13 protein-coding genes and 1 pseudogene are annotated in these 25,391 nt (G+C 74.9%); 10 read left to right on the forward strand and 4 right to left on the reverse strand.

The genetic code is table 11. From position 1 onward, the window contains the following. Window positions 1–60 precede the first annotated feature (60 nt). Window positions 61–315, forward strand: a pseudogene (locus ACWER9_RS04400) (WXG100-like domain-containing protein); the annotation flags it as partial. A gap of 596 nt (window positions 316–911) precedes the next feature. Here ACWER9_RS04400 and ACWER9_RS04405 read toward each other — a convergent pair. Further along, window positions 912–1,316 carry a hypothetical protein gene (locus tag ACWER9_RS04405; protein WP_452300535.1) on the reverse strand — a complete coding sequence of 135 codons (405 nt, stop codon included), beginning with the start codon at window positions 1,314–1,316 and terminating at the stop codon, window positions 912–914. Window positions 1,317–1,469: 153 nt separating this feature from the next. After that, window positions 1,470–2,168 (reverse strand): hypothetical protein, encoded by a 699-nt coding sequence (locus ACWER9_RS04410; protein WP_452300536.1) that lies wholly within the window; start codon window positions 2,166–2,168, stop codon window positions 1,470–1,472. 334 nt (window positions 2,169–2,502) lie between these two features. On the opposite strand from ACWER9_RS04410, the gene ACWER9_RS04415 reads away from it, so the two are divergent. The 5 genes from ACWER9_RS04415 to ACWER9_RS04435 are packed head-to-tail and all read left to right on the forward strand — an operon-like array spanning window position 2,503 to window position 18,621. After that, a complete protein-coding gene (locus ACWER9_RS04415; RefSeq protein WP_452300537.1) occupies window positions 2,503–10,872 on the forward strand; it encodes a hypothetical protein in 8,370 nt (2,789 codons plus the stop codon). Then, window positions 10,869–11,288, forward strand: coding sequence for a hypothetical protein (locus tag ACWER9_RS04420; protein ID WP_452300436.1), 420 nt, complete (start codon window positions 10,869–10,871; stop codon window positions 11,286–11,288). Before ACWER9_RS04415 ends, ACWER9_RS04420 begins: the two co-directional genes overlap by 4 nt. Before the next feature lie 13 nt (window positions 11,289–11,301). Continuing rightward, the gene (locus ACWER9_RS04425) at window positions 11,302–13,929 is read left to right on the forward strand and encodes a LuxR C-terminal-related transcriptional regulator (protein ID WP_452300437.1); all 2,628 of its coding nucleotides are present in this window, start codon (window positions 11,302–11,304) and stop codon (window positions 13,927–13,929) included. Window positions 13,930–13,957: 28 nt separating this feature from the next. Then, window positions 13,958–16,360, forward strand: coding sequence for a right-handed parallel beta-helix repeat-containing protein (locus ACWER9_RS04430; RefSeq protein WP_452300438.1), 2,403 nt, complete (start codon window positions 13,958–13,960; stop codon window positions 16,358–16,360). Next, window positions 16,357–18,621: a hypothetical protein gene (locus tag ACWER9_RS04435; protein WP_452300439.1), complete on the forward strand. Its 2,265-nt coding sequence runs from the start codon at window positions 16,357–16,359 to the stop codon at window positions 18,619–18,621. Before ACWER9_RS04430 ends, ACWER9_RS04435 begins: the two co-directional genes overlap by 4 nt. Here ACWER9_RS04435 and ACWER9_RS04440 read toward each other — a convergent pair. After that, window positions 18,599–21,004 (reverse strand): hypothetical protein, encoded by a 2,406-nt coding sequence (locus ACWER9_RS04440; protein ID WP_452300440.1) that lies wholly within the window; start codon window positions 21,002–21,004, stop codon window positions 18,599–18,601. The genes ACWER9_RS04435 and ACWER9_RS04440 overlap by 23 nt on opposite strands. Continuing rightward, window positions 21,004–23,211, reverse strand: a complete 2,208-nt coding sequence (locus ACWER9_RS04445; RefSeq protein WP_452300441.1) for a hypothetical protein — start codon at window positions 23,209–23,211, stop codon at window positions 21,004–21,006. The genes ACWER9_RS04440 and ACWER9_RS04445 overlap by 1 nt, the downstream gene beginning before the upstream one ends. A gap of 26 nt (window positions 23,212–23,237) precedes the next feature. On the opposite strand from ACWER9_RS04445, the gene ACWER9_RS04450 reads away from it, so the two are divergent. The 4 genes from ACWER9_RS04450 (at window position 23,238) to ACWER9_RS04465 (ending at window position 25,391) form a co-directional block, all read left to right on the forward strand. Then, window positions 23,238–23,525, forward strand: coding sequence for a hypothetical protein (locus ACWER9_RS04450; RefSeq protein WP_452300442.1), 288 nt, complete (start codon window positions 23,238–23,240; stop codon window positions 23,523–23,525). Then, window positions 23,522–23,812, forward strand: a complete 291-nt coding sequence (locus ACWER9_RS04455; protein ID WP_452300443.1) for a hypothetical protein — start codon at window positions 23,522–23,524, stop codon at window positions 23,810–23,812. The genes ACWER9_RS04450 and ACWER9_RS04455 overlap by 4 nt, the downstream gene beginning before the upstream one ends. A 1-nt stretch (window position 23,813) precedes the next feature. Continuing rightward, window positions 23,814–24,710 carry an anti-sigma factor family protein gene (locus ACWER9_RS04460; RefSeq protein WP_452300444.1) on the forward strand — a complete coding sequence of 299 codons (897 nt, stop codon included), beginning with the start codon at window positions 23,814–23,816 and terminating at the stop codon, window positions 24,708–24,710. A gap of 123 nt (window positions 24,711–24,833) precedes the next feature. After that, entirely contained in the window at window positions 24,834–25,391 is a 558-nt protein-coding gene (locus ACWER9_RS04465) for a sigma-70 family RNA polymerase sigma factor (protein WP_452300445.1), read from the forward strand.

Below are 25,391 nucleotides of genomic sequence, written 5' to 3' on the forward strand. Positions count from 1 at the left end.
GACCTGCAGCGGTTGCTGAAGGTCGTGGTCGGCATGGAGTGGCCCGAGGGCAACGAGGCGATGCTGCGGAGCATGCACGCGCTGTGGAGCGACCACGGTGAGGTCCTGCGCGCGCTGCGCGACGACATGCCCGGACTGGCCCGTTCCCTCGGCGACTCGATGACCGGGTCAGCCGCCACGACGTACACCGATCTGGTCCGCACCGACCTGCCCGCCGTCCTCGAAGCCCTGGCCAGCGTGACCGACGAACTCGCCAAGACCTCGATGAACGCCGCCGCGGACATCCAGAAGACCAAGGTGACGATCATCGTGCAGCTGGTCGTGCTGGCGGCGTCCATCGCCTGGCTGCTGGCCACCCTCTTCGGCGCCCTCTTCATCCCGATCGTGGTCGCCACCGCGCGCGGCATCCTGTACGCGATCCTCCGTACCCTGATCACGGAGCTGGCCGCCGAGGTGGTCATCGGCTTCGGCGTGGACCTCGCCACCCAGCTCGCCCAGATCGCCCGCGGCCTGCGCATCGGCGGTCTGGACACGCAGTCGTTGCTGGTCTCCGGTGTCGGAAGCGTGATCGGTGGCGTTGCGGCCGGCGCCGGTCGCCTGGTCGCCGGCGAGGCGGCCCGGCACCTGGCCAACGCGTGGACCAGCACCACCAGCAGCGTCACCAAGGACGGGATGCGCCAGATCACCGACATCCGGTTCAAGGGCGCGTACGGCGCGATATCCGCGACCGCGCAGGGCGCCGGTGGTGCCATCGCGGACGCGGGCACCGGCGCGATCTTCGGACAGGGATTCAACTGGGGTTCGGTGACCGCGGCGACGATCGGCGGCGCGTCCGAGGGTGGGCCGTCCACCGGCGGTCGCAGCGGTGGTGTGGGCGACGTGGTGGTGCCGGGCGTGGACGGCCTCCCCAGCTACGCCGAGGCGGTCGGGGACGTCGACGCGAGGCCCGGCGACCAGGGCGGGGAGGAGTCCGACGCGGGCGCTCCGGGAAAGTCGGGCGAGAGCGGTCCGGACAAGACCACTGACACCGCCGCTACCCGGTCCACCTCGGAGTCGGGGCCATCTGCGGATGCGTCAGCAGTGTCGGCCTCCGGCGCCGGACCGGCGGCGGTGAGCACATCCGGCACCCGGACGGCCGCCGCGCCGACCACCGCCGCACGCGCGGGCGGGGAATCGTCGAGCACTGCCGGTCCGGCGGCGGCATCCACCGGACCGACGTCGGCCTCTTCGCCGTCGGCGGCCTCGCCTTCCTCCGCGTCGACGGCTTCGGCGGCCTCGCCGTCGGCGGCGTCGACGCCGTCCGCTGGCGTCGCCAACGGTTCCGGCCCGTCGGCTTACGCTGCCTCAGCTTCCGGCCCGGCGGCTTCCGCTGCCTCAGCTTCCGCCCCTGCGTCGGCCTCGGTGACGGGAGGCTCTGCCGGATCGGTTTCCGGTGCCGGGGTTTCGGCGGCGCCCTCGGCCGGAACCGCTCAGGTGGCCACCGCCTTGGGCGGGGGAGCGGTGACGGCTACCGCACCTGGCACGACCGTCGGCAGCGCGCCTGTCGCGACGGTTGGTGGGGCGTCGGCGGGGCAGACCGGCGGCGGTGCCACGTCCACCGGTTCGGCCTCGACGCCCAGTTCGTCGTCGCCCGGTGGTACGCCTGCCGTGTCGGGCCAGTCGACGGGTGCGGCCGGGCCCACCGCCGCAGCGCCCACCGCTGCCGCCGCCGGCAGTCCGGCGGCGACTTCGACGGCACCTGGAACGGCTGCCGCCTCGTCCGCCGCAACTGCGAACCCGACCTCGGCCTCGTCGACCACCTCGCCGTCCACGGCGACCGCACCGACTTCAGCGTCGGCGGCACCGACTTCACCGTCGGCGGCACCGACTTCGCCGTCGGCGACGGTCGCGTCCGGCGCACCGGTAGCTGCCTCCGCGGCGACGGCAAGTCCCGCCTCGGCAACGACGGCTGCCGCGCCGCAGTCGACAGCGACCACCGCACCGTCGTCAACACCAGCAACCACGTCAACCGCACCGGCAGCGCCAGCCCCGGCCCCGTCGACCACCAGTTCTGCGTCGGCGACCGCAGCACCGACATCGGCGACAAGTCCGTCTCCGGCGACCGCGCCGCCCGCCGCCGCGATGTCGAACCCGACGCCGACCGCGCCCCCCACAGCAACGCCGCCCACGAGCTCCACCCCGGCCACGACCGCGACTCCGCCGACGACCCCGACTCCGACTGCAACGCCGACCGCGCCGACGACCCCGACTCCGACTTCGACCCCTACCCCTACCCCCACGCCGGCTCCGACCGCCACGGCGTCCCCGGCGGTCACACCGCCGAATGCGGTAGCGGACACCACGTCGGGGAAGCCGGTGCCGGTCGTCTCGACAGGGGACCCCGCGACGGGTTCCCGGCAGCACGCCCAGACCACCACCACCGGCCTGAGCCCGAACCCCCAGGTAAGCGGGCCGGTCCCGGCGGCACCCACGCGAGACAGCGGCGGTGACGTGGGTGGCGTCGTGTTCGGGTACGCGCCGTCGCGTCCGGCCGTTCGCCCGCGCTCCGACGTGGAACCGACCCCGACCCATACCCCGGCGTCGTCAGCCGAGCCGGACCAGTCGAGCGGCGCCGCACCGAGCGCCGCCGACGTCGCGGGTGCCGTGCCCGTCGATCGCAGCGGCTGGGTTGCGCTTGGTGACCGGATCACCGTGGAGCAGATGCGGGGGGACTACCCGTACCTGGACCGGGTGAACCCGGATCGGTCGCTGCTCAACTCCGTGTTCGCGGCGATCGTCACCGATCTGCTGGTGCTCTCCGACGGGCGCTACCGGTTCGAGGCTCCCGCGTCGGTCGTCAGCGAGGTGGGGGTGCTCGGCTTCTACGCGGGACGGCCCGTCCAGGAGGCCGACGGCTACCCGGCTGTGGTCGACGCGATGCGCGACGCACCGGTGGGGTCGCGCGGCGTCATGGTCGTGAACGGTGCGGCGGATTCGATGCCGCACGCCGTCAACGTGGTGCGTGGCGAGCACGGGGTGTTCTTCCTGGACGGCGAGGCCAACACACCGGCCATCGTGCCGCCCGGACCGTCGCGGGTTCGTTTCGTCGCCACCACGACCGCGCCCGCCGCACTGCCGTCGGCGCGGCGTCTCCCCGGCAAACCCGGAGCGATCGTCGGCCCCGACGTCGCCGGTAAGACCCCGTTGACGGCCGGCGAGATCGTCGGGCGGGCGCTGCCCGCTCTGGGTCGAGCCGGTGGCCGTGACCCCGGGCGGCTGCGACAGTGGGTCGCCGAGGTCGAGCCGGACCGGCCCGGCGACGAGGTGACGCTGAGCGAGACCGACTGCGTCGTCCGGGCGTACGCGGCCTTCGTCGCCCTGCACGGCCGTAGCGCGAACGCCGTCGACAACCGGGCCGCCGCCACACCGGAGTCGATGACCGTCCGGGACCTCCAGGAACTGCTGGGTGGGTCGCTGACCCCGTTGTCGGACTGGCGGGCCCTGGTCGACGGGCTGCGCACCACACCCGGCGCGCTGGCGCTCGTTCACCTGCCCGCAGACGACCTGGTGCTCGCCCCGGACGCCGGGCCGGCCCGCGGGCACGTCTTCTGGCTGTGGTCCGAGGTTCGGTCCGGCACACCGGCGCTACGGGTGATCGACACGCAGCGCGCCGGCCTGCTCGCCGATGAGGCGTTCACCGGGGTACCGAGTTCCCGGTGGGAGCGGGCGCTGACCGGGCACGGCGTCCGCGCCCTGCTGCTCGACGCGGACGGCCGTCCCCGCGCGCAGCCGACGCCGGACCGGTCCGTGGTGGACGCGGTGACGCTGGCCTCGCGCTCGCCCGCCGAGCCGGGTGTGCTGGGCCTGCCGGGTACGCGCCGCGGGACCGGCTCGGACGCGGTGGCCGCCGCGCTGACCTTGCCCGGTCGGAACACCGGCCGGAGCCCGGACCGGTTACGGGACTGGGTGCGTACGGTCGAGGCGCAGCGTCAGACGGCGTCGATCGAGCACGACGTGGCCCGCGCGTACGGCGTCTTCGTGGCGATGCACGGCCGGGCGGCGAACGTGGTGGACAGCAGCACGTCGGCGGACGCGGCCACGCTCACCCTGCCCCACCTCCAGCGGATCCTGGGCGGCACCGCACGGCCCCTGAACGACGTACCCGGCATGCTCACCGCCCTGCGCAACGCACCCGGCGCGATGGCGCTGGTGCACGTGCCCGACCGTGAGCGCGCGTTCTGGCTCTGGTCGGACGACACCGACGATGCCGGCGGCGCACCTGTCCTGCGGGTCGTCGACCCCGCGTACCCCGGGTTGCTGGACCGCCCCGCACCCGGCGCGTTGCCGGAGATGCTGCGGACGCCCGACGTCACGGTCCTCGCCCTGGACGAGGACGGCCAGCCCGCCGGCACCCCGCCGGCCGACACACTGCCGCCACCGGCCCCGGCGACTGAGGACACCACACTGCCCTGGTATCTCCAGGACGGCGCGCTCGGCCAGTTCACCGTGCTGGCCGCGGGGCGGCCGGCCACCACCCGCGCGGGCTCTCCCGCGCAGATCGCGCAGAGTCTCGTCGCCGGCCTGCCCGCCATCCCCGGCATCTCCGCCACGGACGCGACGGCGATCCGGGCCGGGGTGCGACGGGAGATCACCCGGGCGTTGACCGCACCGGAACACGGCAACGACCCGACCGACGTCGTCTACGAGCAGTACCTCGAACACTGGGACGAGCGGCTCACCAGGGGAATCCACCTGAGCGCCGGTGACCGCCTGGTGTGGATCCTGCCGGTGCCCCGGGCGGCCCGGCCCGCCCCGCCCACGCCCAAGAAGGACGCCCGGGTCTACAAGGTCAGCTTCGGCTCCACGTCCCGGGAGTGGACCAGAGACCGCGAGCGGTCGTCGGGCGGTGCCTTCAGCCCGGACACCGCGCTCTCCGACTTCAGCCGACACCTGGCCCGGATCATCTTCCAGCTGCCGGACATCAGCTTCGGTAGACACCGCGAGCAGGGCAGCTCGGAGGGGCGCAAGGTGGTCGCCGGCCGCCAGATGTTCGTGGACGCGTCCACCCCGTTCCAGGCGGGCCTGGCCTTCAAGGTGTACATCGACGGCCGGTTGTGGGCCACCACCGCGACCCGGCCCGCCTCCGACGACCTGTTGCTCATCCAGTTCCCCACGCCGTACACCCAACCCGGCAACGGGCGGCTGGACCCGGCCCGCGCCGACGTTCCGCTGGACATGCCCGCGCCGCGCACCTCGTACGCCGACCGGGTGATCAACGCCCTGTCCACCGAACAGTTGATCACCAGCTGGCACCAAGCTCTGCGCGAGAGCCTCGCCGCGGACGTGGCCGTCCCGTTCGCCGAGCAGGGGGTGGCGCAGCTGCTCAACGAGCGGACCGCGCTCAACCGCAACCGGCGCCTGCTGCACCACTCGGACCGGGTCACCGGCCTGCACCACGATGGTAGGAGCATGGCCCTGCACCTGACGCTCCGGCCGGTGAGCCTGCAACACCTCGGTGACGCGCCGGACGTGGCGGTCCGCGACGACCTCGGCGTCATCGCGGAGGAGGGCACCAGCGCCGACGGCGCCCACCACGTGGCGGTCGCCGGCGAGGTGGCCTCGTACGGCATCAGTCACCTTCCCCGACCCCGGGCAGCGCCCGGGGGCAAGGCGCCCAAGGACACGCGGTGGCAGGGCACGGTCGGTGCCGGGGTGAGCGGCAGCACGGGCCGTGACGCCGGCGTCCACCTGGGGGAGAGCGTGCTCAACCACACGGTGTTCAAGCGCAAGAGCACGCAGACGCGGTACCGCCAGCAGTTCGAGGCGATCCTGCTGACCCAGCTGAGTTCCGGCGAGGTCCGACCGGTGGTGCTGCTGGCGATGCCCGGGGAGGTCGGCGTCTGGCAGGACCAGCGCGGCGCCTACGAGCAGGCGCTGCTCGGCGCCCCCATGGACGGCCCGATCGTGGCCGTGCCCCCGACCGCCCGGCGGATCGGCCGGCTCGTCGACGAGGAGGAGGTGCGCAACCGTCTCGGGCCGCGCTCCGTCACCGTGCTCACCGGCGGCCAGGTCGTCGACCCGAAGACCCGACGACTGATGCCGACCGTCGAGACGCCGCAGATGCGCGGCCGCTACCCGGCGACGCCCGCGCCCGGCGAACCCCTGGCGCTGGCCGCCCGACGCGGCCTGGGCCCGACCGCACCGGTCTCCCTGCCGGGTGCCGAGATCGTGCTGGACACCGCCGTCGACGGGCTGCTCACGCTGTCACACCGCGACGAGTTGCCCGTCGACGTGCTCGCGGACCTGGAGATCCACATCGGGCGCGACGCCATGGAGGCGGATGTCAGCCGCTTCCAGCCTGGTGACCCGTTCCAGGTCACCATCGACGGCGTCCTGTACGACGTGCTCGTCACCGCGTACATGGAGGAACTGCGCGAGCAGACCACCTATCAGATGGACGTCAACCTGCGCGCGTTGCAGGGCAGCTCGGTCGAGGGTTCGATCGGCACCTCCAGCGGCGTGGGCGGCGGGGCCGGCGGCGGCGTGCTCGTCCCGCTGCCGCTGAGCGACTGGAAGTTCCAGCTCGGATCGGCGGAGATCCAGGGCGAGTGGGAGTGGTCCCGCTCCGACGCGTACGACGGCACGATCAAGCACTACCGGCGCACCGAGACGACGAACGGCGTCACCGAACTCGGCTACCGGATGATCTACGAGGTCGTGCTGCGCCGTGCGGTGACCCCGGACCACGCGGCAGGACCACGGGTCACCTACCTGATCGGCGACGAACCGACCAACCCGACCAACCCGGACGACACGGACGTCACCGCGCTGCGTACCGTGCTGCCCGACGAGCACCGGCTGGAGCCGCCGGTCACGCCGGGCGAGCAGGACCTGGCCGGCCGGGCGACCAACGTGACCTTCCGCGCGTGGGACCAGGCCGACCCCATCCCGTACGAGAAGGAGTCCGCCGCGGGGGTGTTCCCCTTCCTCAGCGGGCTGCCCGAGGTCGCCGCTCAGGCCGCATACATGTACGCGCAGCTCAACAACCTGGATCGCCGATGGTTCGACGAACCGCTGAACTGGCCGCGACCCCTGTGGAGCCTGGGCATCGCCAGCCAGGTCGCCGGTCATCTCGCCGAGCTGACCGACGGCTACGGCTGGCTGATCGCGTTGCCCGACGAGGGCGGGCACCACCAGGCCGTACGGGTGCAGCTGCGGGCGTTCAAGCCCGCGCAGACCCGGCCCCCCTCGAACGTCGAGATCGAGCACTACCAGCAGTTCAACGCCGGGCACAAGTGGTCACACGACGCCGGCCGCAGCGCCGATGTCAGCATGTCCGGTGGCCCGTCCATCCCCGTCGGCGGTTCGGGCAAGGGCGCCGACCGCGCCGGCCAGGACGGACCGGCCGGACCGGACCGCCCGCAGATCGGTGGCGGCGGTGGTGGACCGGTGCCGGGCGGCGACGAGGGCGGTCGTGGCCGCCTGTCCTTCGGGCCGTCGGTCGGGTACCGGCAGTCCCGCGAGGACGGCGTGTCCGACGAGTCCGGGTACATCGACATCACCCGGGCCACCTATGGCGGGCTCACTCAGCACCACCGCAGCAACCTCGTCTTCAAGATCAGCGCAGAGCGGTGGGACGGTGAGCAGGGCGAGGTCCGGCGGTTCGTCCGCTACCTCCGCATCAACCTCGGCAAGGACTTCCTCACACCGGACCGGCTCGCGGCGGCCCTCGGGCTGCCCGGCGCCACCACCGTCACGCCGGCCAGCCCGCCGACCCGTCGCCCGGTCGACCCGGAGCCGGTCCGGGCGTGGTCGCACCCGGAACGACTCACCGCCAGCACCGTGCTGCCCGCGGTGACCCATGCGCTGTCGGCCTGGGATCTGCTGCCGCGCCGCGCCAACCCGGCCGAGCTGCCGCCGAACCTCCTCGTCCGCGCCCTCACCGCCCGATTGCGGCCCGCCGCCCTCGACGGACAGTTCGCCACCCTGACCGGCTCGGGCATCCGGGTGTGGCAGCCGATCGTCGCCGACGGGAAGATCCGGTTCCTGCTCGTCCAGGTGACCGGCGACCTCCAACCGCCCACCGCCGACCTGCCCCGCGAGGACGTCAACCTGACCGAACGCAGCGAGGCGGTGACGGCGCACTCGACCGAGACCGGGCACACCGGCACGCTGCACGTGACCGGACGGGCGCGCGCCCGAGGTGACATCGGGCCCCGGGCCGACCTGGTCGGCGAGCTGCGGGCCGAGTGGCAACGCACCGCCGGCGCGGTCAGCGGCCTGACCGACGAGACCAAGGACATCATGCGGCTCGGCATGCGGCAGTCGCACGAGTTCACCCACCCCGTCACCTTCCGCGTCGACATCGGCCTCACCACCGAACTGCCGGAACTCCTGCGCTTCCTCACCACCGCCGGCACCAACCTGTACCGCGCCCTGGAAGGACTGGTGCGACGCGACGCCGGCTCGTGGAGCCGCTGGTCGGCCGACGCGCCGGTGGTGGGCCGGGCCGCATGGTGGGAGCGCACCACCACGATCACCGACATCACCGCCGACTGGCGGGTGCTCGTCCCGGCGTACCTGACGATCCCGGACAGCCCTCCCGCCGCGACCGGGCCGGCGAACGGTAGCTGGGCTCCGGCCGGCCCGTCCCGGGCGGCGGCGCGGCCCGCGATCCGGATCGAGAGGGGCCCGCACCCCGCGCGACCCGCCCTCAACGCGGCGGTGCTGGCCGACCCCACCTTCACCCCACAGTCGATGCGCGCGGTCGCGGAAGCCGCCCACGCCTGGGCGAAGCTCGTCACCGAACCGCTGCGGACCTGGCCGGATGTCTTCGACGAGGACCATCCGCCCCAGATCGCCCGCAAGGGTGACCTCAGCTCGCTGGAGCGCACGGTCGCCCACCACACCGGGGAGCGCCAGTTCAACCGGCGTTTCGACGAGCTGCTTGCGCACCGGTACCAGGTCGGGAACACCGGCATCCGGCTCGGCCTGGACGTCCGCGGCGCGGCGTTCAACGTGGACCTCGCTCCGGACGGCACCGTGCAGCCCCGCGGCTACCACCACAAGGGCCGCAGCTACCGGCAACGGGACACCAAGCCCAGTTACGAGGTGTCGGAGAGCACCAGCTCGTCGGTGGGCGTCGGGGCGGCGGTGAGCGGCACGATCGGCGACGCCCGTACCGGCCCCGGCGGCTCCGGGTTTCGTGGGTCCGGCAGCGGCCGGGGCAGCGAGGGCGAGACCAGCAACGTCGGTGAACGCAACAGCGAACGCCTGGCCAGATACCACCCCATGCGGTACGACGTGACCCTGGTGATCTATCCGCCCGGCAACCCGGACCACCGGCTGCTGATCGACCGGGACGGGGCGCTGTTCGCGGAGACGACCGTGCGGCCGGACACCACCTACCAGCCGCCGGCCCGGTTCGAGCCGACCGTCCTCGACCCTGTGCAGGGAATGGAACTGGGCCGTCGCATCGACACCACGGCGCCCGCCCGGCCTCCGCTGACGCCGGTGCGGGCCGCCCCGCCGGTCGCGCCGGTCGAGGCCGCCGCGCCGAACCGGCTGGACGAGCCGACCTTCCGCCGGACGGTCGACGAGGTGGCCGACGCCGGGCAGGTGGCGGCGGTGCGCGCCGGTCTGCTGTCCCTCGCCGAGTGTCTGGCGCTGGCCGAGCGGATGGTCACCCGGCTCTACCCGTCCGCCACGCCGGAGCTGCACGCCCTGCGCCCGAGCCGCACCCAGGAGGCTGACACCGCCCGATCCTGGCTGACCGGGCAGACCGACTGGACTCCGGTCACCGACTGGAACACCGTCGAGGCCGACCTGCGCGACCGGCCCGGCACGACGGCTGTGGTGCTGCTGCACCGACCCAACCAGACGGTGCACCACATGTTCCTCGCCCACACCCTCGCCAACGGCCGGGTGCTGTGGGCCGATCCCGGACGGGCACCCGGCGAGCGGGTGTTCGACCACCCGGGACGGTTCAGCGACGTCCGGCTCGAATCGGCGGTCGCCGCTCGTACTCTCGTCATCGGCCCGGATGCCACCGTCGCGCCCGGCAGTGCGGCCCCGGAATCCGCCTCGATCGCCCGTGCGGTGGTGGACGCGCCACTCGGCCACGACGTCCGCGGAAGCGTCCCCCACCGGGCCACCTGGCGTGCGGAGGCGCCGCCCACCAGCGCGGTGGTCGATCTCGCGGCGGTACGGGCCGCCCTCGACGACCGTGCGGCGGCCGGCGACGACCCGATCCCGTACCGGATGGGGGAGGTCCTGCCGGGCGCCGGCGCCCCCGGGCTCACGCTGACCCTGGGTACGGCCGGGGCGGTGGACCTGGCCGGGCTCTCCCCGCGGCTGGCCGACCCGGGCGCGGTGACCGCCGCGCCGGACGGTAACGGCGTGACCCTGCGGTTGTCCGACACCCGTGACGCCTGGGCGGACCTGCGGACGGTGGCCCGACACCTGCGGGCGTCCGGCGAACGGCACGTCTGGGCCACGGTCGAGGCGGCGCTCGGGCCGGGCGACCACGGGGCGCTCACCGGGCTGGTCTCCGCCTACCGGTCGGCGCTCGCCCGGATGGTCGGGATCACCGAGACGACCACCGACGCGTTGCGCGCCTCGCTGACCCGGACGAGCCTCAACCTCGGCGTCCTACAGGCCCGGATCCGGCTGGTGCACGCACTGCGCGGCGCCGGCGCGGCCGCCGCGCCGGCTTGGACGGGCAACCACCACTACTGGTGGTACGACGACGAACCGGCAGACGTGTCGGGGGAGGCACGTCAGCTCCTGGAGATCATCGCCGCGGTCCTGCCCGACCCCACCGATGTGGCCGCCCTCGCCCTGCTCGCCGAGGGCGTGAACCCGGGGGACACCGTCCTCGTTGGAGAGTCATGACCATCCGCATGATCTGGGCCGGCGGCCGTCAGGACGTGTCGGCCGAGCATCCGGCGGACCTGCTCGCCGAACTGATCCCCGGGTACACCGGGCTGTCGCCGCAGCGCCGCCGGGCGGCCCGGGTCCGGCACGCGGAGGGCTCACTCACCCGGATCCGGCAGCGGCTGGCAGCCGCGTTCGGACCGGACGGCGGAGCACCGACGGTCCTCGTCGACGCGCGGCACCCGGACGCGCCGGACGAGACCGCCTCGCCGGTGCTGTGGCTGCACACCGACGACGACGAGCGCTACCTTCGCTCGCTGGCCGTCGTCGGCGACATCTTCCTGACCCTTGACGACGGGACCCGCGGCGGCGCGACACCACAAGCGCCGGTTCCCGAACCCGTGGTGTCACGACCACCCACCACCAACCGCTGACATGGGACGGACCATGCAGGGACGGCATCCGGTCGTGGGCCGGCAGGTGGAACTCGACGCCCTGGCCACCGCCGGTCGGGACACCACGGGCAGCGGACGGTTCGCGCTGGTCCGTGGCGTCGCCGGCAGCGGGCGGACAGCGCTGTTGCGGGCCGCCGCCGATGCCTGGCGGGAGGAGGGCGTGGTGGTGCTCTGGCTGCCGCCGGCCGAGCCGGGAGAGAGCCCCGAGGGCGGCTTCGAGGCGCTGCTGCACACCGTCCGGCGACACTACGAACTGCTGGGCACGCCCGCCCTGGCCGCCCCGGTGGCCGCCCTCGGCGCGCTGTGCGCGTCGCCCGGAGACCTGTCGCCGGGCCGGACCGCCGCGCTGGTCCGCGAGGCCGCGACCCTCTTCCACCAGATCGGCCGCCACGGCCGGGCCGTCCTGGTCGCCGACGGGGCCGGCGCTGCGCCGGGACGCGCGCTCGCGCTCGACGCCGCCACCCGGCCCGGCGTCCTGGTCGTCGCCGCCACCGAACCGGACGCACCAGCCGCCGATCGCCTCGACGCGGTGGCCGAGGTGGTCGTCGATGTGCCGCCACTTCCCGCCCCGGCGGTACGGGACCTGCTCAGCCGCCGCCACGGCACACCCGTCGACGACACGCTCGTCACCGCGCTGGGGGAGGCGCTCGGCCCGCTGGCCGGGCACCCGGCGACGGTCGTGGCGACCGTCGAGGCGCTGCGTCAGGACGACCGGCTGACCGTGGCCGGTGGGCACCTGTGCCTGCGCGACCCGTACGAGGCGATTCCGTTGCCGCCCGGGCACCCGCTGACCGCCCGCCTGCACGCGTACGGCGCCGACGCCGTCCGCCTGGCCACGATGGCGTCGGTGGCCCGGTTCGGCCTGGCCGACCTGCCGCTGTTCGCGACCGCGACGCTCGGCGACCCGGACGGGTACGGCGCCATCCTGGACGAGTTGGTGTGCGCCGGGGTGCTTGTCGCCGACCGGCAGGGCGGCATCCGGCCGCAGAGCCAGGCGCTCGCCGCCCGCCTCGTCCGCGACGCCGGGCCGCAGGCGGTGGCCCGACTGCACCGGGCGTGTGCCGCCGCCCTGCTGCGCCGCACGGGCGCGGGCGAGGCCGGGGACCGGCTCCGGCTCGCCGACCACGTCACGTCGGCCGGTGCCGCGGTGCCGCCGGATCGGCGTACCGCTGTCACGTTGTTGTCCACCGCCGTGCGCGCGGCCGAGCGGGAGCCGGACCGCGCGGCACACTGGCTGAGCGCCGCGCTGCGCCACAGCGGCGGCGGGGACACGGCCGGCGACATCCAGGCACGGTTGCTGCGGCTGCTGGTCCGCACGGGTCAGTTCGCCAGGCTCGCCACCGAGGTGGACCGCATCGTCGCCCGTGGCGTTCCGGCGGCGGACCGCGCCGACCTGGCCGCCGCCGCCCTGCTCGCCGCCCTGCACACCGGCGACCCGCTGCCGCAGCGGGTGCGCACCGCGCTCGCCGGCCCGGACGCGATGGTGGCGTTCGGGGAAGCCTGGCCGGCCCGCGCTCCCCTCCCGACCGCCGAGCCGACCGCCTCGCTGCTCGGGGCGCAGGACGTCGCCGCCCTCCGGCAGACGCTCACCGGCGGCCCGGCGGCCGACCCGCTGCTGCGCGCCGGGGGCCTCGGCGACGTGGTCGAGGTGCTGCGCCTGGTGCTCGGCGACGCCCGGTACGGCCCACCGATCGACGGTGCGGCCGCCGCGTACCACCGGCTGCACGAGCACCGCTGTCGCGGTGACCTCACCGGCGTGCTGTCGGCCGCCCGGGAGGCGAATCTCGCCGCGCCGCCGGACCGGTTCGTACCGCGGCTGGCCCGGCTCTGGGCGGCGGAGGCGCTGGCGCTGCGCGGGCAGACCGAGGCCGCCGCCGAGTGGGTACGGTCGGTGCCGGCCGAGCCTCCGTACGCCGCCCTGCGCTGGTGGATCACGACGGGCCCCGGCTTCGAGCCCCGCGACGCGCCGGACGCGGCCACGCGGATCGCCGCCGGCTTGAGCGCCTACGACGACCACCGGGCGTACGGCAGCCCGATCGGGGTCGAGCAACTGCTGGTCCGGGTCGCCGACCTCGGGGCCCGGTTCGGTGTCGACACGGCCGGCGATCGACTGCGGGCCCTGCACGCGGTCGACGGCCCACAGCTCAGCACCGAGGCGACAGGCCTGATCCAGGCACTCACCGACGGGGACCCGACGGCCGCCGCGCAGAGCGTCGGCCACGTCCGGGTACGCGGTCACCGCCTCGACCTGTGGCACGCCACCCTGGCGCTGGGGCGTACCGCCGACGACGCCGGGACGTGGCTGCTGGAGGCGTACGCGGTGGCCCGGACGCTCGGCGCGTCCGCGGCCCGGTCGGCGGTCTCCACGGCCCTGCGCCAGCGGGGGATGGCGCCACCGCAGGCGCGCGGTGCCCGACCCGCCTTCAGCGAGGTCGAGGTGCAGATCATCGAGCTGCTGCGCGGCGGACGCACCAACCGGCAGATCGCCGCCCGGCTACGGCTGAGCGAGAAGACCATCGAGAACCACCTGACCCGACTGTTCGCCCGCACCGGCCTGCGTTCCCGGGTGGAGTTGGCCGCGGCGACCGTCGGCACGGACGTTCTCGGTGCGGTGTCCTGAGCGGCTGACGATGGAGGTACCACCCGGCGTGAACAGCAAGAGGATCCTCGTCTCCCGGACCGCCGCGGGGGCCTGCCGCAGCATCCGCGAGGCGTTGCAGCGGGCGGAGCCCGGCGCGCTCGTCATCGTGACGCCGGGGCACTACCCGGAGAACCTGGTGCTGGACAAGGTGGTGACCGTGACCGCCGAGGAGGGCCCGGGCACCGTCAAGATCACCGCCGCCAGTGGGCCGGCGGTCGTGCTGACCGCCGAGTCCGCGGCTCTCAACGCGTTGACCATCGAGGCACTCGACGCGGACAGCCCGGCCGTGGCCTTCGAGGCCGGTCAGCTCGCGGTGACCGAGTGCGAGCTGACCGCGGGCTCGTGGGCGGCCGTCTTCGTCCTCGGCCGCGCCGCCCTCACCATGCGGGGCAGCCGCGTCACCAACCAGACAGGTGCCGGGGTGGTGGTCACCGCCGCGACCGGCAGCGTTCTCGACGACTGCCGCCTCGTGCAACTCGGCACCTCGGGCGTGGTGGTCGGCGAGAGCGGCGTCCTGCGGATGCGGGCCAGCACCGTGCACGGCGCCGGTGGCAACGGCGTGTGCCTCAACGGGCGCGCCTCCATCGACCTGGAGGACTGCGAGATCATCGGCGCGGCCAAGCCGGCCCTCGCGGTGGAACAGCAGGCCGCCGCGGTGATCCGCCGGCTGACCGTGACCGGCGGCGACGGCATCGGAGCGTACCTGGCCACCAGCGGGGCGGTGTCCGTGGCGGACAGCACCATCGCCGGGAACGGGCACGACGGCGTGTTCGTCAGCAGTCGGTGCGCGCCCCGGCTGACCCGGGTGGCGGTGCGCTCACCGGGCCGGCACGGCCTGCGCTTCGTCGGGCAGGCAGCCGGTGTCGTCGAGCGGTGTGCGGTCGTCGGGGCGGGCGCCGCCGCGGTGAGCGTCGACGAACGCTCCACACCGGAGTTCAGTGAGCTGGAGGTGGACGGCGGCACGGACGTGGCGGTGCGGATCGAGGGCGGCGCAGACCCGTTCTTCCGCCGCCTCCAGGTGTCCGGCTGCGCCGGCACGGCGATCGTGGTCACCGGTGGCGCACGCGGCACGCTGGAGAACACCACGCTGGACCGACCGGGCGGCCACGGGCTCGCCGTCGACGACGCGGCCCGCGCCACCGTCACCGGGCTCAGCCTGCGCGGGGCCGCCGCCACCGGCCTCCAGGTCACGCACGCCCTCTTGACCTGCACCGACGTCGACATCGCCGGATCCGGCGGCCCCGGGGTCGAGGCGGGCGCCGGGTCCGAGCTGTCGCTCACCAACTGCCGGGTGCGCGAGAGCCGGGCCGACGGGTGCGTGGTGGCCCCCGGCGGCACCGGCGCGCTCGCGGATTCGGAGTTCGACGGCAACGCCGGCAACGGCGTCACCATCGCCACCGCCGAGCCGGTCCGCCTGACCGACTGCGCGGTACGCGACAACCGCGGGTCCGGGCTGCGTCAGCTGGTGCCCGGCGAGCTGACCGTCGACGCGCTGACAAGCGTCCGCAACGCCGCCCCGGACGCGTACGGGACGACCGCCGCCGGCACCGCGTACGCCCACGTCGACGCCCCGCCACCGGACCGCGCCGAGATCCGCCGTGCCGGTGACCCGCTCACCGAACTGCACGACCTGGTCGGGCTGGCCAGCGTCAAGCACGAGGTGTCGTCGCTGATCAACCTCAACAAGATGTCGCAGCGCCGTAAGGAGGCCGGCCTCAGCGCGCCGCCGATGGCCCGGCACCTCGTCTTCGCCGGCCCGCCCGGCACCGGCAAGACCACTGTCGCCCGGCTGTACGGCGCGATCCTCGCCGACCTGCGCGTGCTGCGGTCCGGGCACCTCGTCGAGGTGGCCCGTGCCGACCTCGTCGCGCAGATCATCGGCGGCACCGCGATCAAGACCACCGAGGCGTTCAACAGGGCCCTCGGCGGTGTGCTGTTCATCGACGAGGCGTACACCCTCAGCACCGGCCGGGGCGGCACCGGCCCCGACTTCGGCCGGGAGGCGATCGACACCCTGGTCAAGCTGATGGAGGACCACCGGGACGACATCGTGGTCATCGCCGCCGGCTACTCCGCCGAGATGCAGCGTTTCCTGGACACCAACCCGGGCCTCGAGTCGCGGTTCAGCCGGACCATCGAGTTCCTCAGCTACAGCGCCGCCGAGCTGGTGACGATCGTCGGGGAGCAGTGCCGCCGGCACGACTACCACCTGGACGAGGAGGCGACCGCGCTGCTGCTGGAGTACTTCGAGGTCATTCCCAAGACCGGCACGTTCGGCAACGGCCGTACCGCCCGCAAGGTCTTCGAGCGGATGGCCGACCGGCAGGCGTCCCGGCTCGCCGCGTCCGACCGACTGACAGACGCGGACATGCGCCTGCTCACCGCCGCCGACTTCAGCGCGGACGCATGACGGGTGCCGACCTGCTCGGCGGGCCGGGGCTCACAGTGGTCACCGGGGCGGCGGGTATCGGCCGCAGCCACGCGCTGCGGGCCGCCGCGGACGTCGCCGCCCGGCAGGGCACACCCGTGCTGGCGCTGCGGTTGGCGCCGGAGGATCGCGGCGAGCCGTGGTACCTGGCCGGGCGCGTCCTCGCCGCGCTCGGCCCGACCGGCGCGCCCGGCCGGGCCGTCGCGACACCGGCCGCAGCACTCGGCGGCCTGCTGCGCCGCCGGGCCGGGCTCCTGCTCGTCCTCGACGACGCCCAGTGGGCCGACACCGAGTCGGTCCAGGTGATCCAGGACGTCCTGGCCGACCCGGCGGGCTCGTCCATCCGCTGCCTGGTCGCCGTCCGGACCGGGGTCGGCCCACCGGTCCAGCGCCTGCGGCCCGGTCTCCGTGCCCGCGTCGTCCCGCTGCGTCCCCGGCGGGCCGACGACACCGACGCGTTCGTCGCCCGGCTGCTGCGCGCCACGCCGCACGAGGACCTGACCAGCGCGGTACGCCGGTACGCCGTCGGTGTTCCCGCCGCGATCGACGCGGTCGTCACCGGCTACCGGGCCGCCGGGCACCTCGTGGTCGCCGACGGTCGCGCCGGGCTGCGCGACCCGACCGCCGTCCCGGTCATCCCGTCGGGCCACCAACTCCTGCGGCCGGTGCACCGGCTCGACCGGCCGGCGCGCGCGGTGGCGCGAGCCCTCGCCGTGCTGCAACCGTTCGGCCCGGCTGCGCCCGCACTCATCGCGCGGGCCCTCGACCTGAGCGGCGAGCAGGTACGACGGCAGCTCGCCGTGGCGCGTACCGAAGGGGTGGTCCGCTCCCGGTCGAACTGCTGGGTCGTCACCTCGCCGGCCCTGGCACTCGGCCTCGCCGCCGGCCACGGCCCGTACGAACGGCGCCGGATCGCCCGGGTCGCGGTCGAGGCGCTGCGCGGTACCCCGTCCGCGGTGCCCGACCCGCACTACCTCCCCGAGCGTCTCGTCGAGGCCGGCGGGTCGGTCGACCCGGAGTTGGCGGTCACGCGGCTACGGGAGGCCGCGAGCGCTGAGGCGGGGCGTTCACCGGCCGACGCGGCCCGCTGGTGGGCCGCCGCGGCCGACCTCAGCGGTTCGGCGACCGACCACGTGGAGGCCGCCCTGTGCGAGGCAGCGGCCGCGCTGCGCCGAGGTCTCCGCGACGAGGTGACCCCGGTCCTGTACACCCTGCTGACCGCCCACGCCGACGACCTCACCCCGGCCCAGCACGCCGAGGTCGAGGCCCTGCGCACCGGAACCACACTGCGGAGGGACGCCGAGGTCCGCGACAGCGAGCGGAGGTGGGCGGCCCGGGCCCGCGTCCGGGACGAGGACCCGGCATCGGTACGGCTGCCCCTGCCCGACCGCTGCCACCTCGACTTCCGGGCCGGCCGGTGGACGGCGGCCCTCGACGGGGCCGTCCTCGCCGAGGCCGCCGGACAGGCCGGGACCGGCCCGCCGGTCGCCGGCGTCGCCGCCCAGGTGCTGCTGGCACAGGGCCGACCGAACCGCGCCCGAGCGGTGCTGGACGCCGCCGACCAACCGTGGCACGTGCTCGCGCCGGCCCGCGCCGACCTGCACCGCGCCCTCGGTGACCCCCGAGCGGCCGCCCGGACGGTGCACGCCGCGCTCGAGGTGTCCGCCCCCGCGGAGCTGTGGGTGCTCGCCGCCGAGCTGGCAGTCGAACAGGAGGACACCGCCACCGAGCGGGCCGCGCGTGCGGCGGTGCTGCCCGCGTTACCGGCCGCTGTCGTCCGCATGATCGTCGACCGGGACGTGGCCGCGGCCGCCGAGGCGGTGGAGCGGGCGCGGACCCTCGGCCAGCCGTACGAGCTGGCGCGCACCCTGGAACGCGCGGTGCGCTGGGCGGGGCAGGACCCGGTGGCGCTCGCCGAGGCGTACGCCATCCTCGACGGCCTCGGGGCGCTGTTGCACAGGTCACGGCTCCGGCAACTCGCCCGGGAACACGGTGCCCCGGTCGCCGGCCGAGCGGAGACCGTCGCCGAAGGCGACCGGCTGCTCGCCGTGCTCGTCGCCGACGGACTGTCCAACCGGGAGCTGGCCGCCGCGACGCAGAACAGCGAGAAGAGCGTGGAGGGTCGACTGAGCCGGCTGTTCGCCCGCAGCGGTTACCGGTCCCGGGTCGAGCTGGCCACCGCGGTGCTGGCCGGGACGTTCGACGCCGACGTCTCCGCCGTCAGCGCCGGTCCGGCGCGATGAGGCTGGACAGCGGCAACGCGATGCCCTTGGCCCGGTGCCGCCACCGGCCGTTCTCGGCGTGCAGTACCCGGTCCACGATCGTCCGGTCGTAGTAACGGCTGGGCAGCAGCATCGTCACCCCGTCCGCGACCAGCTCGGGCAACCGCGACCGCACCGACGTCAGCCCGGCCAGCACGGCCGCGCTGGCCGGCACGTCCACCGCGCGGTTCGCGGCGACCTGGAGCCGGACCAGCCGGTGACCGTCCCGGACGGCGGGTCGCCGGGCCAGCAGCACCAGCAGGTCGGCGGCCGGACCCGTGGTGTCCGGCCGGTCCGGCACCACCGCCCACAGCCGTCCGCCACGCGGCGCGAACACCACCTCGTTCGGCAGGCCGTCAGCGCCGTGCCGGGCGCCCTTGCAGCGCAGCGTCAGCGGGTGCGCGGGCAACTCGACCGGATCGCGCGGCTGCCCGGTCTCGTCCACCCGGTAGCCCACCTGGAGACGAGCCAGGTCCAGCCAGCCCGCCGGTAGCAGGAACGTGCCCTCGGTGGCCTGATGGCGCAGGTCCGCGGGCAGATCCGCGCCCACCCGGCCCAGGTCCACCGCGCCGCCCGCCTCCACCCGCAGGCACAGCAGGTGCCGCTGCGGCGCGTTGCGCGCCAACGGGCCGCCGGCGAGGTGGCCGACCAGATAGAGATTCGCCGACGGCACCCCCTCGACCGCGACCCGCTGCGCCGGCCACGGCGACGACAGCCACAGTCGTACCGGTGCCGCGTTGACCTCCGGCCGCTCGGTCAGCCACCGGACGCCGTGCGGTCGGCTGCCCCGGGCGGACACCGTCAGCGGCGGGCGCGGGCTTGGCGGCGGCAGCGGCCCGGTGGTCTCCGGGGCCATCGCCGCCGGCTCCGCCACCACGGCGGCGTCGAGCGACGGCCCGGTGGCCGGCTGCCGCAGCGGAACGAGCCAGCCGTCCTCGTTGCGCCAGCGGCTCCCCTCCGGGTCGGCGCCCGCCCCCGCCGCCCGCTGCCAGCGCGCCGGAAGCCGCTGCTCGTCCACCGCACGCGGCAGACCATCCTGGACGGACACCACGGCGCCGGGCGCGAGCGTCCACACCTGGACACCCAACTCGTCCTCGAGCACCCGCAGGTGCTCGTGCAGGCCGTCGACCCGCTCCGACGGCACCGGGGTGAGCAGTATCAGGTCACCACCGCGCCAGCCGGACATCTCCAGCAGCCTGCGCAGCTGTGCGGTGCCCGCGGCCAGCACACTGCCGTCGCCGTGCCGCAGCCCCAGCCGCCCGTCCTCAAGGATCGTCAGGTCGACGAGGGTGCTGCCCGGTTCGGCGGTCAGCTCCCGGTAGCGGTCCCGCATCGTCGCCTCGCGCCGCTGCGACACGCTCATCAGCGCGACCTCGCCGGCCGAGGCGATGGTGACACCGTCCGCCGGGGTGAGCCGCCCGTCCAGGTCGGTGTCGAAGACCGACGTACCGGACGCGTGCGGGGGACGGACCGGCCGCCACGGCACCGCCTGGCCCGACCGCTCCCGCGCGGCCAGGTCCTGGCAGCCGCGCAGCAGCACCGCCTCCGCGCCGACAGGTGGCGTCCACACCGTCGCGCCGGTCGCCTCGGCCAGCGCGCGCACCTGGGCGTCCAGCAACCGCTGCTCCGCCGGGTCCAGCGGCCAGCGCAGCCACAGCCGCAGGTCACCACCGTAGAGCGGAATCGAGGACAGCGCCGCGGCGACCTCGTCGGCGCCGTGCACGCCGCTGCGCCCCCGGTAGGTGGAGAGCACGAAGCCTCCACCACGGGTGGCGAGCGCCACGGTGACCAGATCCGGGTGCGCGGCGGCCAGCCGGGCCGCCGCCGCCCGCCGCACCACGTAGCCCTCGCGGTCGGCGAACTCCAGACCGTCGAGCAGCGGCAGGGTGACCAGGCCGCCGCGGTGCAGGACCAGGCCACCCGCCAGGTCGTACCAGCCCGGCAGCCCGGTACGCAGCGCCGCCGGCTGGACCAGCACCCAGTCGACCACCGCGCCGCTCGCCCGGTTCACCGGCACGGCCTCGGTTCGACCCCCGGCCGCCGGCGTCGGCTGCACCGTCGCCCCCGCCGGGGTCACCAGCACGTCGCGTCCCAGCGCGTCGGCGAGCCGGCCGAACAGCGCCTCCTGCCGGGCACCGTCGTCCATCAGCACCCGCAGGTCCTGCTCCCCGGCACCGGCGGCGCGGGCGAGATCGGCCAGGGCGTCGACGGTGAGCGCCGCACCCGGATCGTCCGGCCGGGCCAGCCCGCCCTCGTCGCAGCGGACCAGGACCAGGTCGGCGAGGCCGGGAACCGGCGAGGGACGGTCGTCCACGTCCCGGGTCAGCACGTCCGCCGGAGACTCCGGGGTACGGGGCTGTCGCATCAACTCGCCGGCCCTTCTGCCATCGCGCGTACCGACCATCGAGCCGGCGGCGCCTCGCCGACAAGCACCGGAACGGTGCGCTGCCCGGACGAGCCGAGCAGTCGGCGCTCCCGCCACAGAAGGCCCGCCGAGGCTCCCGGGCAGAAGACCACCCGCAACGCTGCCGGCTCCAGCCCCGCCAACTCTCCCACGGAACCCAGGCGACGGCACCGCTGCGGCAGCGACTGCGCGCCGAGGGCGTCGGCGACCACGACGACGTCCACCGTCGGGCCGAGCTGGTCGAGCAGCCGTACGCCCAGCCGTCGACAGGCATCCTCGTCACCGCCGAGGGCGAGGACGTCGGGGGCGGCGGCCAGGTCGACCCAGAGGCGCCGGCCGTCGTGCTCGCCGAGCACCACCGGGATGCTCGACGGTGGCGGACGCCAGCCCTCCTCCAGCCACCCGTACGCCGACCCCCAGCGCGCCGGCCGCGCGCCGACCAGCCGTACGGTCGTCGGCGTCGCGTCGGAGTCCAACTCGGTGACCAGGGGAGGGAACCAGCCCGGTGCCGTCGCCGCAAGCGAGCCGATGCCGGCGACGCGTTGCAGGTCGCCGGCGGGCAGCGCGATGGCCCGCCGCAGCCCGGTGACCACCGGCGCGGGCGTTCCCGCTGACGCGTCGGTGGGGTCCCGGTCATCGCCCGGCGCGGGTTCGGTGGGCGACTCCGGCGACTCGACCGGGACCAGCCGGGCGGTGGAGGGCGGGAGGTCGTCCGCCGCCGGCCGGGGCGCGGGAACCGGCGTGGGCCGGGCCGACGCGAGTGGCGCGGACACGAGTTTCGGCGCGGTGCTCGGCGCCAGCGGCGTGACGGGCAGCGGCGCGGCGGCAGGTGGTGGACCGACCGGTTGCGGGGAGGCGAGCGGCGTCGCGGAGTACGGCGGCGGCGCGGGTCGCGTCGGGGCGGGCTCGGGGCGTACACCGGATTGCGGTGCGGTGGGCTCGGGCCGCATGCCGGGTCGCGGCGCGGGCGGCTGCGGCGCGGCGGGTTGTGGCGCGGGCGACGGCGGCGTAGCCGGTGGCGGCGTGGCCGGTGGCGGCGTCGGCGGTGGCTGGAGGGCTGGCCCGGTCGGAGGCTGACGGACCGGCTTGGACGCGACGGGAGTCGAGGCCGGCGCAGCGACCCCTGGCCCACCGCTTGTGGCGTCGGCCTGAGTCGTGGCCGGCGGCCCGTCGCTGGTGTTGTTCGCCGGAGTGCCGGCCGGCGGCGTGCCGTTGGGCCGAGGGTCGGTGGACGTCGTGTCGATGGTGTCGACGGGCGGGGGAGCGGCGGGTGATCGCGGCGGAGGGTCGGGTGGGCCGGCCGAGGTGAGCCGGGCCGGGCTGGACGGTGGGGTGGCCGGACCCGCGAGGGACGGCGACGCGATGGTCGGGGAGGTGGAGCCCCGTGGCTTGGAGATGGGGGACGTGGAGGCCACCGGCGCGGCCGAGGGGCGGGTGGTGACCGACGGCTCGGGGTCCGGGTCAGGTCGGGGCAGCCCGCGCACGAGCGGCAGCTTGACGGTGCCGGTCGCGGTGGGTGGGGTGAGAGTGGCGGCGGTGTCCGTCCGGGTCTCGGGCTGGTGCGATGTCGGGACGGGATCGGGGGACGGATCGGCCGACGCCGGGACGCGCCGACTGCGGCGCAGCAGGAGCGGCACGGCCAACGCGGCCAGCAGCAGACCGGCCACCGTGGCGAGCAGACTCGGGGACACGCCACCCTCGTCGGCCTCCGGCTCGGCCTCGACGGGTGCGGCCGGGGTGGCAGCGGACGGGAGGCCGGTCGGCGGCGGCACGGACGGCAGCGGGCCGGTACGGACACCAGGGCCCCGCGCGTCGTCCGGTAGGAGCAGGATCCAGCCGGGTTCGACGACTGTCGGGTCGTTCATGACCTGACCGTCGGGCTGTGGACGGCCCCGGTTGAGGTCGAAGATCTCGCGGTAGCGCTTGCCGTCACCGAGGGTCTGGGCGGCGATGGCGAAGAGAAACTCGCGCTGGCCGTCGACAGGCGCACCGACCACGTAGAACTTGTCCGGGGCGGCCGAGGGCGCCGGCGCCGCGTACGCCTGGGAGCGGGAGGCCGGACCCAGGATCAGGAGCACCGCGACCACCACCCCGGCCAGGACCGCCGAAGTGTTCCCGCGATCCGTGGCTCGGATCGTGAACAGCCGAGCCCTGCCGTCCGTTTCCATGGTGAGCTCCTGATTGTGGAGGCATTATGAGCGGAATTACACCGTATTCGTCCGGCGAGGGCAATGTTGCCGACCGATGCCGTGCCGCCGTCGTGGAGATCGGTGAACAGGTCGACCGGCTGCGAGTCCAGCTTGGACGGCTCGACCCCGAGCGACTGCGGATGTCCCCCCTACGGTTCCAGGCGTTGCTCGTCGGATTCGACATCTACGCCCGGATGCTCGACGACGCGCTGAACGACATCATCGCCGATCTCCGCGCGTCCGCCACGGCGTCGACGCGCGACCTGGAGTCGGCTGCGGGTGAGCGACGATGACCGGCACACCCTACGAAGCCGATCCGGGCCCCGCCATCGGTGAGCTGGCGGCGGGTCTGGCCGACCAGTTGGCCACCCTGCGGCGGATGGTGGAGCCGCTCACCGCGGCCGCCCCGAGCACCGAGCAGGCCGCGCTGCGGCCCTCGCACGAGTGCGCCATCGCCGTGGACGGTCTGCTCGGCAGCGCCGGCATCCTCACCCTGATCGGCGGCGCGCTGCGGGTGAGCTGGCCGGTCGGTGGCGACGCCGGCTGGGACGCCGACGACGTGCCGGGCCGGGGTGACTGAGATGCACTGCGAGGACGCCATCATGCGGGCCAGGGTGGGTCTGCTGACCATTGGCCGGGTGAGCGACACCGAACGCTCGGAGGTGGCCCGCCACCTGGCCGACTGCCCGTCCTGCCGGTCCGAACGCGACGACATCGCCCAGGTCGTCGACCTGCTCGACGTGCTGCGGTCCGCGCCGGGCACCCTGCTGCGCGAGCTGCCCGCCCCCGCCTCGACCGCCGTCGCCCCACTCCTGCTCCGCCCGCCGGCACAGCAGTTCGGTGTGCCGGGCGCCGCGCCGCGGGTGTCGTCGTACCCGCTCGCCATCGCGGCGCTCCCGGCGGCGCAGACGGCGCGACCGGGCCAGCCACCCGCTCCGGCCCGGCCGGCGCTGTCCCCGGTCGTCCTCAGGTCGCGCCAGGCGTCGCTCACCCACCTGCCACCGCGCCCCGCCACCGGCCCGCTCTCCGTCGGTCCGCACTCGCACCGCCGCCCGCGCCGCTGGTCACCTGGGCTCACCGTCTCGTCGGCCCTGCTCGCCCTGGCGGTGGCCGCCGGTACCACAGCCCTCTACCGGGCATCCCAGGCGAACCCGCCGGGCCCGATCGTGGCGACCGCCGCATCCAGCGACGCGGCCGGGCTCGACCTGCGCGCGGTCGTTCGAGGCGAGAGGGGCGGCCTGGGCGTGGAGCTGACCGTCGGTGGCCTGGTCCAGGGTTCCTCCTACCAGGTCTACGCGACCACGGTGGACGACAGGCTCAGCCTGCTCGGCGAGCTGACCGGTGGTGTCGGTCAGGTCCGCTGGTCAGGGACGGCGGGTATGCCGGTGGATGACCTGGCCTACCTGAGCGTCTCGCAGGCGGGTGGCGGGACGGTGGCGACGGCGAGGGTCGTCCGCGACCCATCGGTGCCACTGTGACCTATGCCACATCCTGGTGTCGAGGAGGGTTTACGCAGGTCCCGGTCCCCAGTGGACCAGTCGTCCTTCAGTAGGGTGTCGCCGTCCGTGAACCCGGCATTCGGCGGCATCGTTATGGTTTCCGTGGATCAGGTCACCGCGCAGGCGGCGTCCGGCGAGTTGGCGCGCCCTCCGGCGAACGACGAGGCGCTCGGCGTCGCGTACCGGACTCATGGCCCGGTCGTGCTCAATTACCTGTCGCGCATGTTGCTGGGCAACCGGGCGCTGGCCGAGGACATCCTCCAGGAGACACTCGTCCGCGCGTGGAACCATCCGGAGGCGCGCACGGCCGACGGGCAGTGGAGCCGGGGCTGGTTGATGACCGTCGCCCGGCGCATCGCCATCGACCACATGCGGTCGGCGCAGGGGCGGACGACCGAGGTGCTCGACGAGCGCGTCGCCGACCGCGAGGTGGCCGAGGACGAGGTCGACAGGCTGCTGAACGCGCGGACCGTCCGGGAGGCTGTCGCGTCGCTGCCGGAGCGGCTACGCAGCGCTCTGATCGAGATCTACTTCCGGGAGAGTTCGGTCGCCGAGGCCGCCCGAAACCTGTCCGTTCCCGAGGGGACGGTGAAGTCCCGGACGTTCTACGCGCTCCGGGCGCTGCACGAGGAACTGGTGAAACGTGACTTCGCGCGCTAG

Source organism: Micromonospora sp. NPDC003944 (assembly GCF_053605225.1).

Excerpts from the sequence above, each read along its gene's own strand:
- ACWER9_RS04420 (WP_452300436.1), top strand. The coding sequence starts at position 10,869 with ATGACCATCCGCATGATCTGGGCCGGCGGCCGTCAGGACGTGTCGGCC.
- ACWER9_RS04425 (WP_452300437.1), top strand. The coding sequence starts at position 11,302 with ATGCAGGGACGGCATCCGGTCGTGGGCCGGCAGGTGGAACTCGACGCC.
- ACWER9_RS04435 (WP_452300439.1), top strand. The coding sequence starts at position 16,357 with ATGACGGGTGCCGACCTGCTCGGCGGGCCGGGGCTCACAGTGGTCACC.
- ACWER9_RS04440 (WP_452300440.1), bottom strand. The coding sequence starts at position 21,004 with ATGCGACAGCCCCGTACCCCGGAGTCTCCGGCGGACGTGCTGACCCGG.
- ACWER9_RS04445 (WP_452300441.1), bottom strand. The coding sequence starts at position 23,211 with ATGGAAACGGACGGCAGGGCTCGGCTGTTCACGATCCGAGCCACGGAT.
- ACWER9_RS04450 (WP_452300442.1), top strand. The coding sequence starts at position 23,238 with ATGAGCGGAATTACACCGTATTCGTCCGGCGAGGGCAATGTTGCCGAC.
- ACWER9_RS04455 (WP_452300443.1), top strand. The coding sequence starts at position 23,522 with ATGACCGGCACACCCTACGAAGCCGATCCGGGCCCCGCCATCGGTGAG.
- ACWER9_RS04460 (WP_452300444.1), top strand. The coding sequence starts at position 23,814 with ATGCACTGCGAGGACGCCATCATGCGGGCCAGGGTGGGTCTGCTGACC.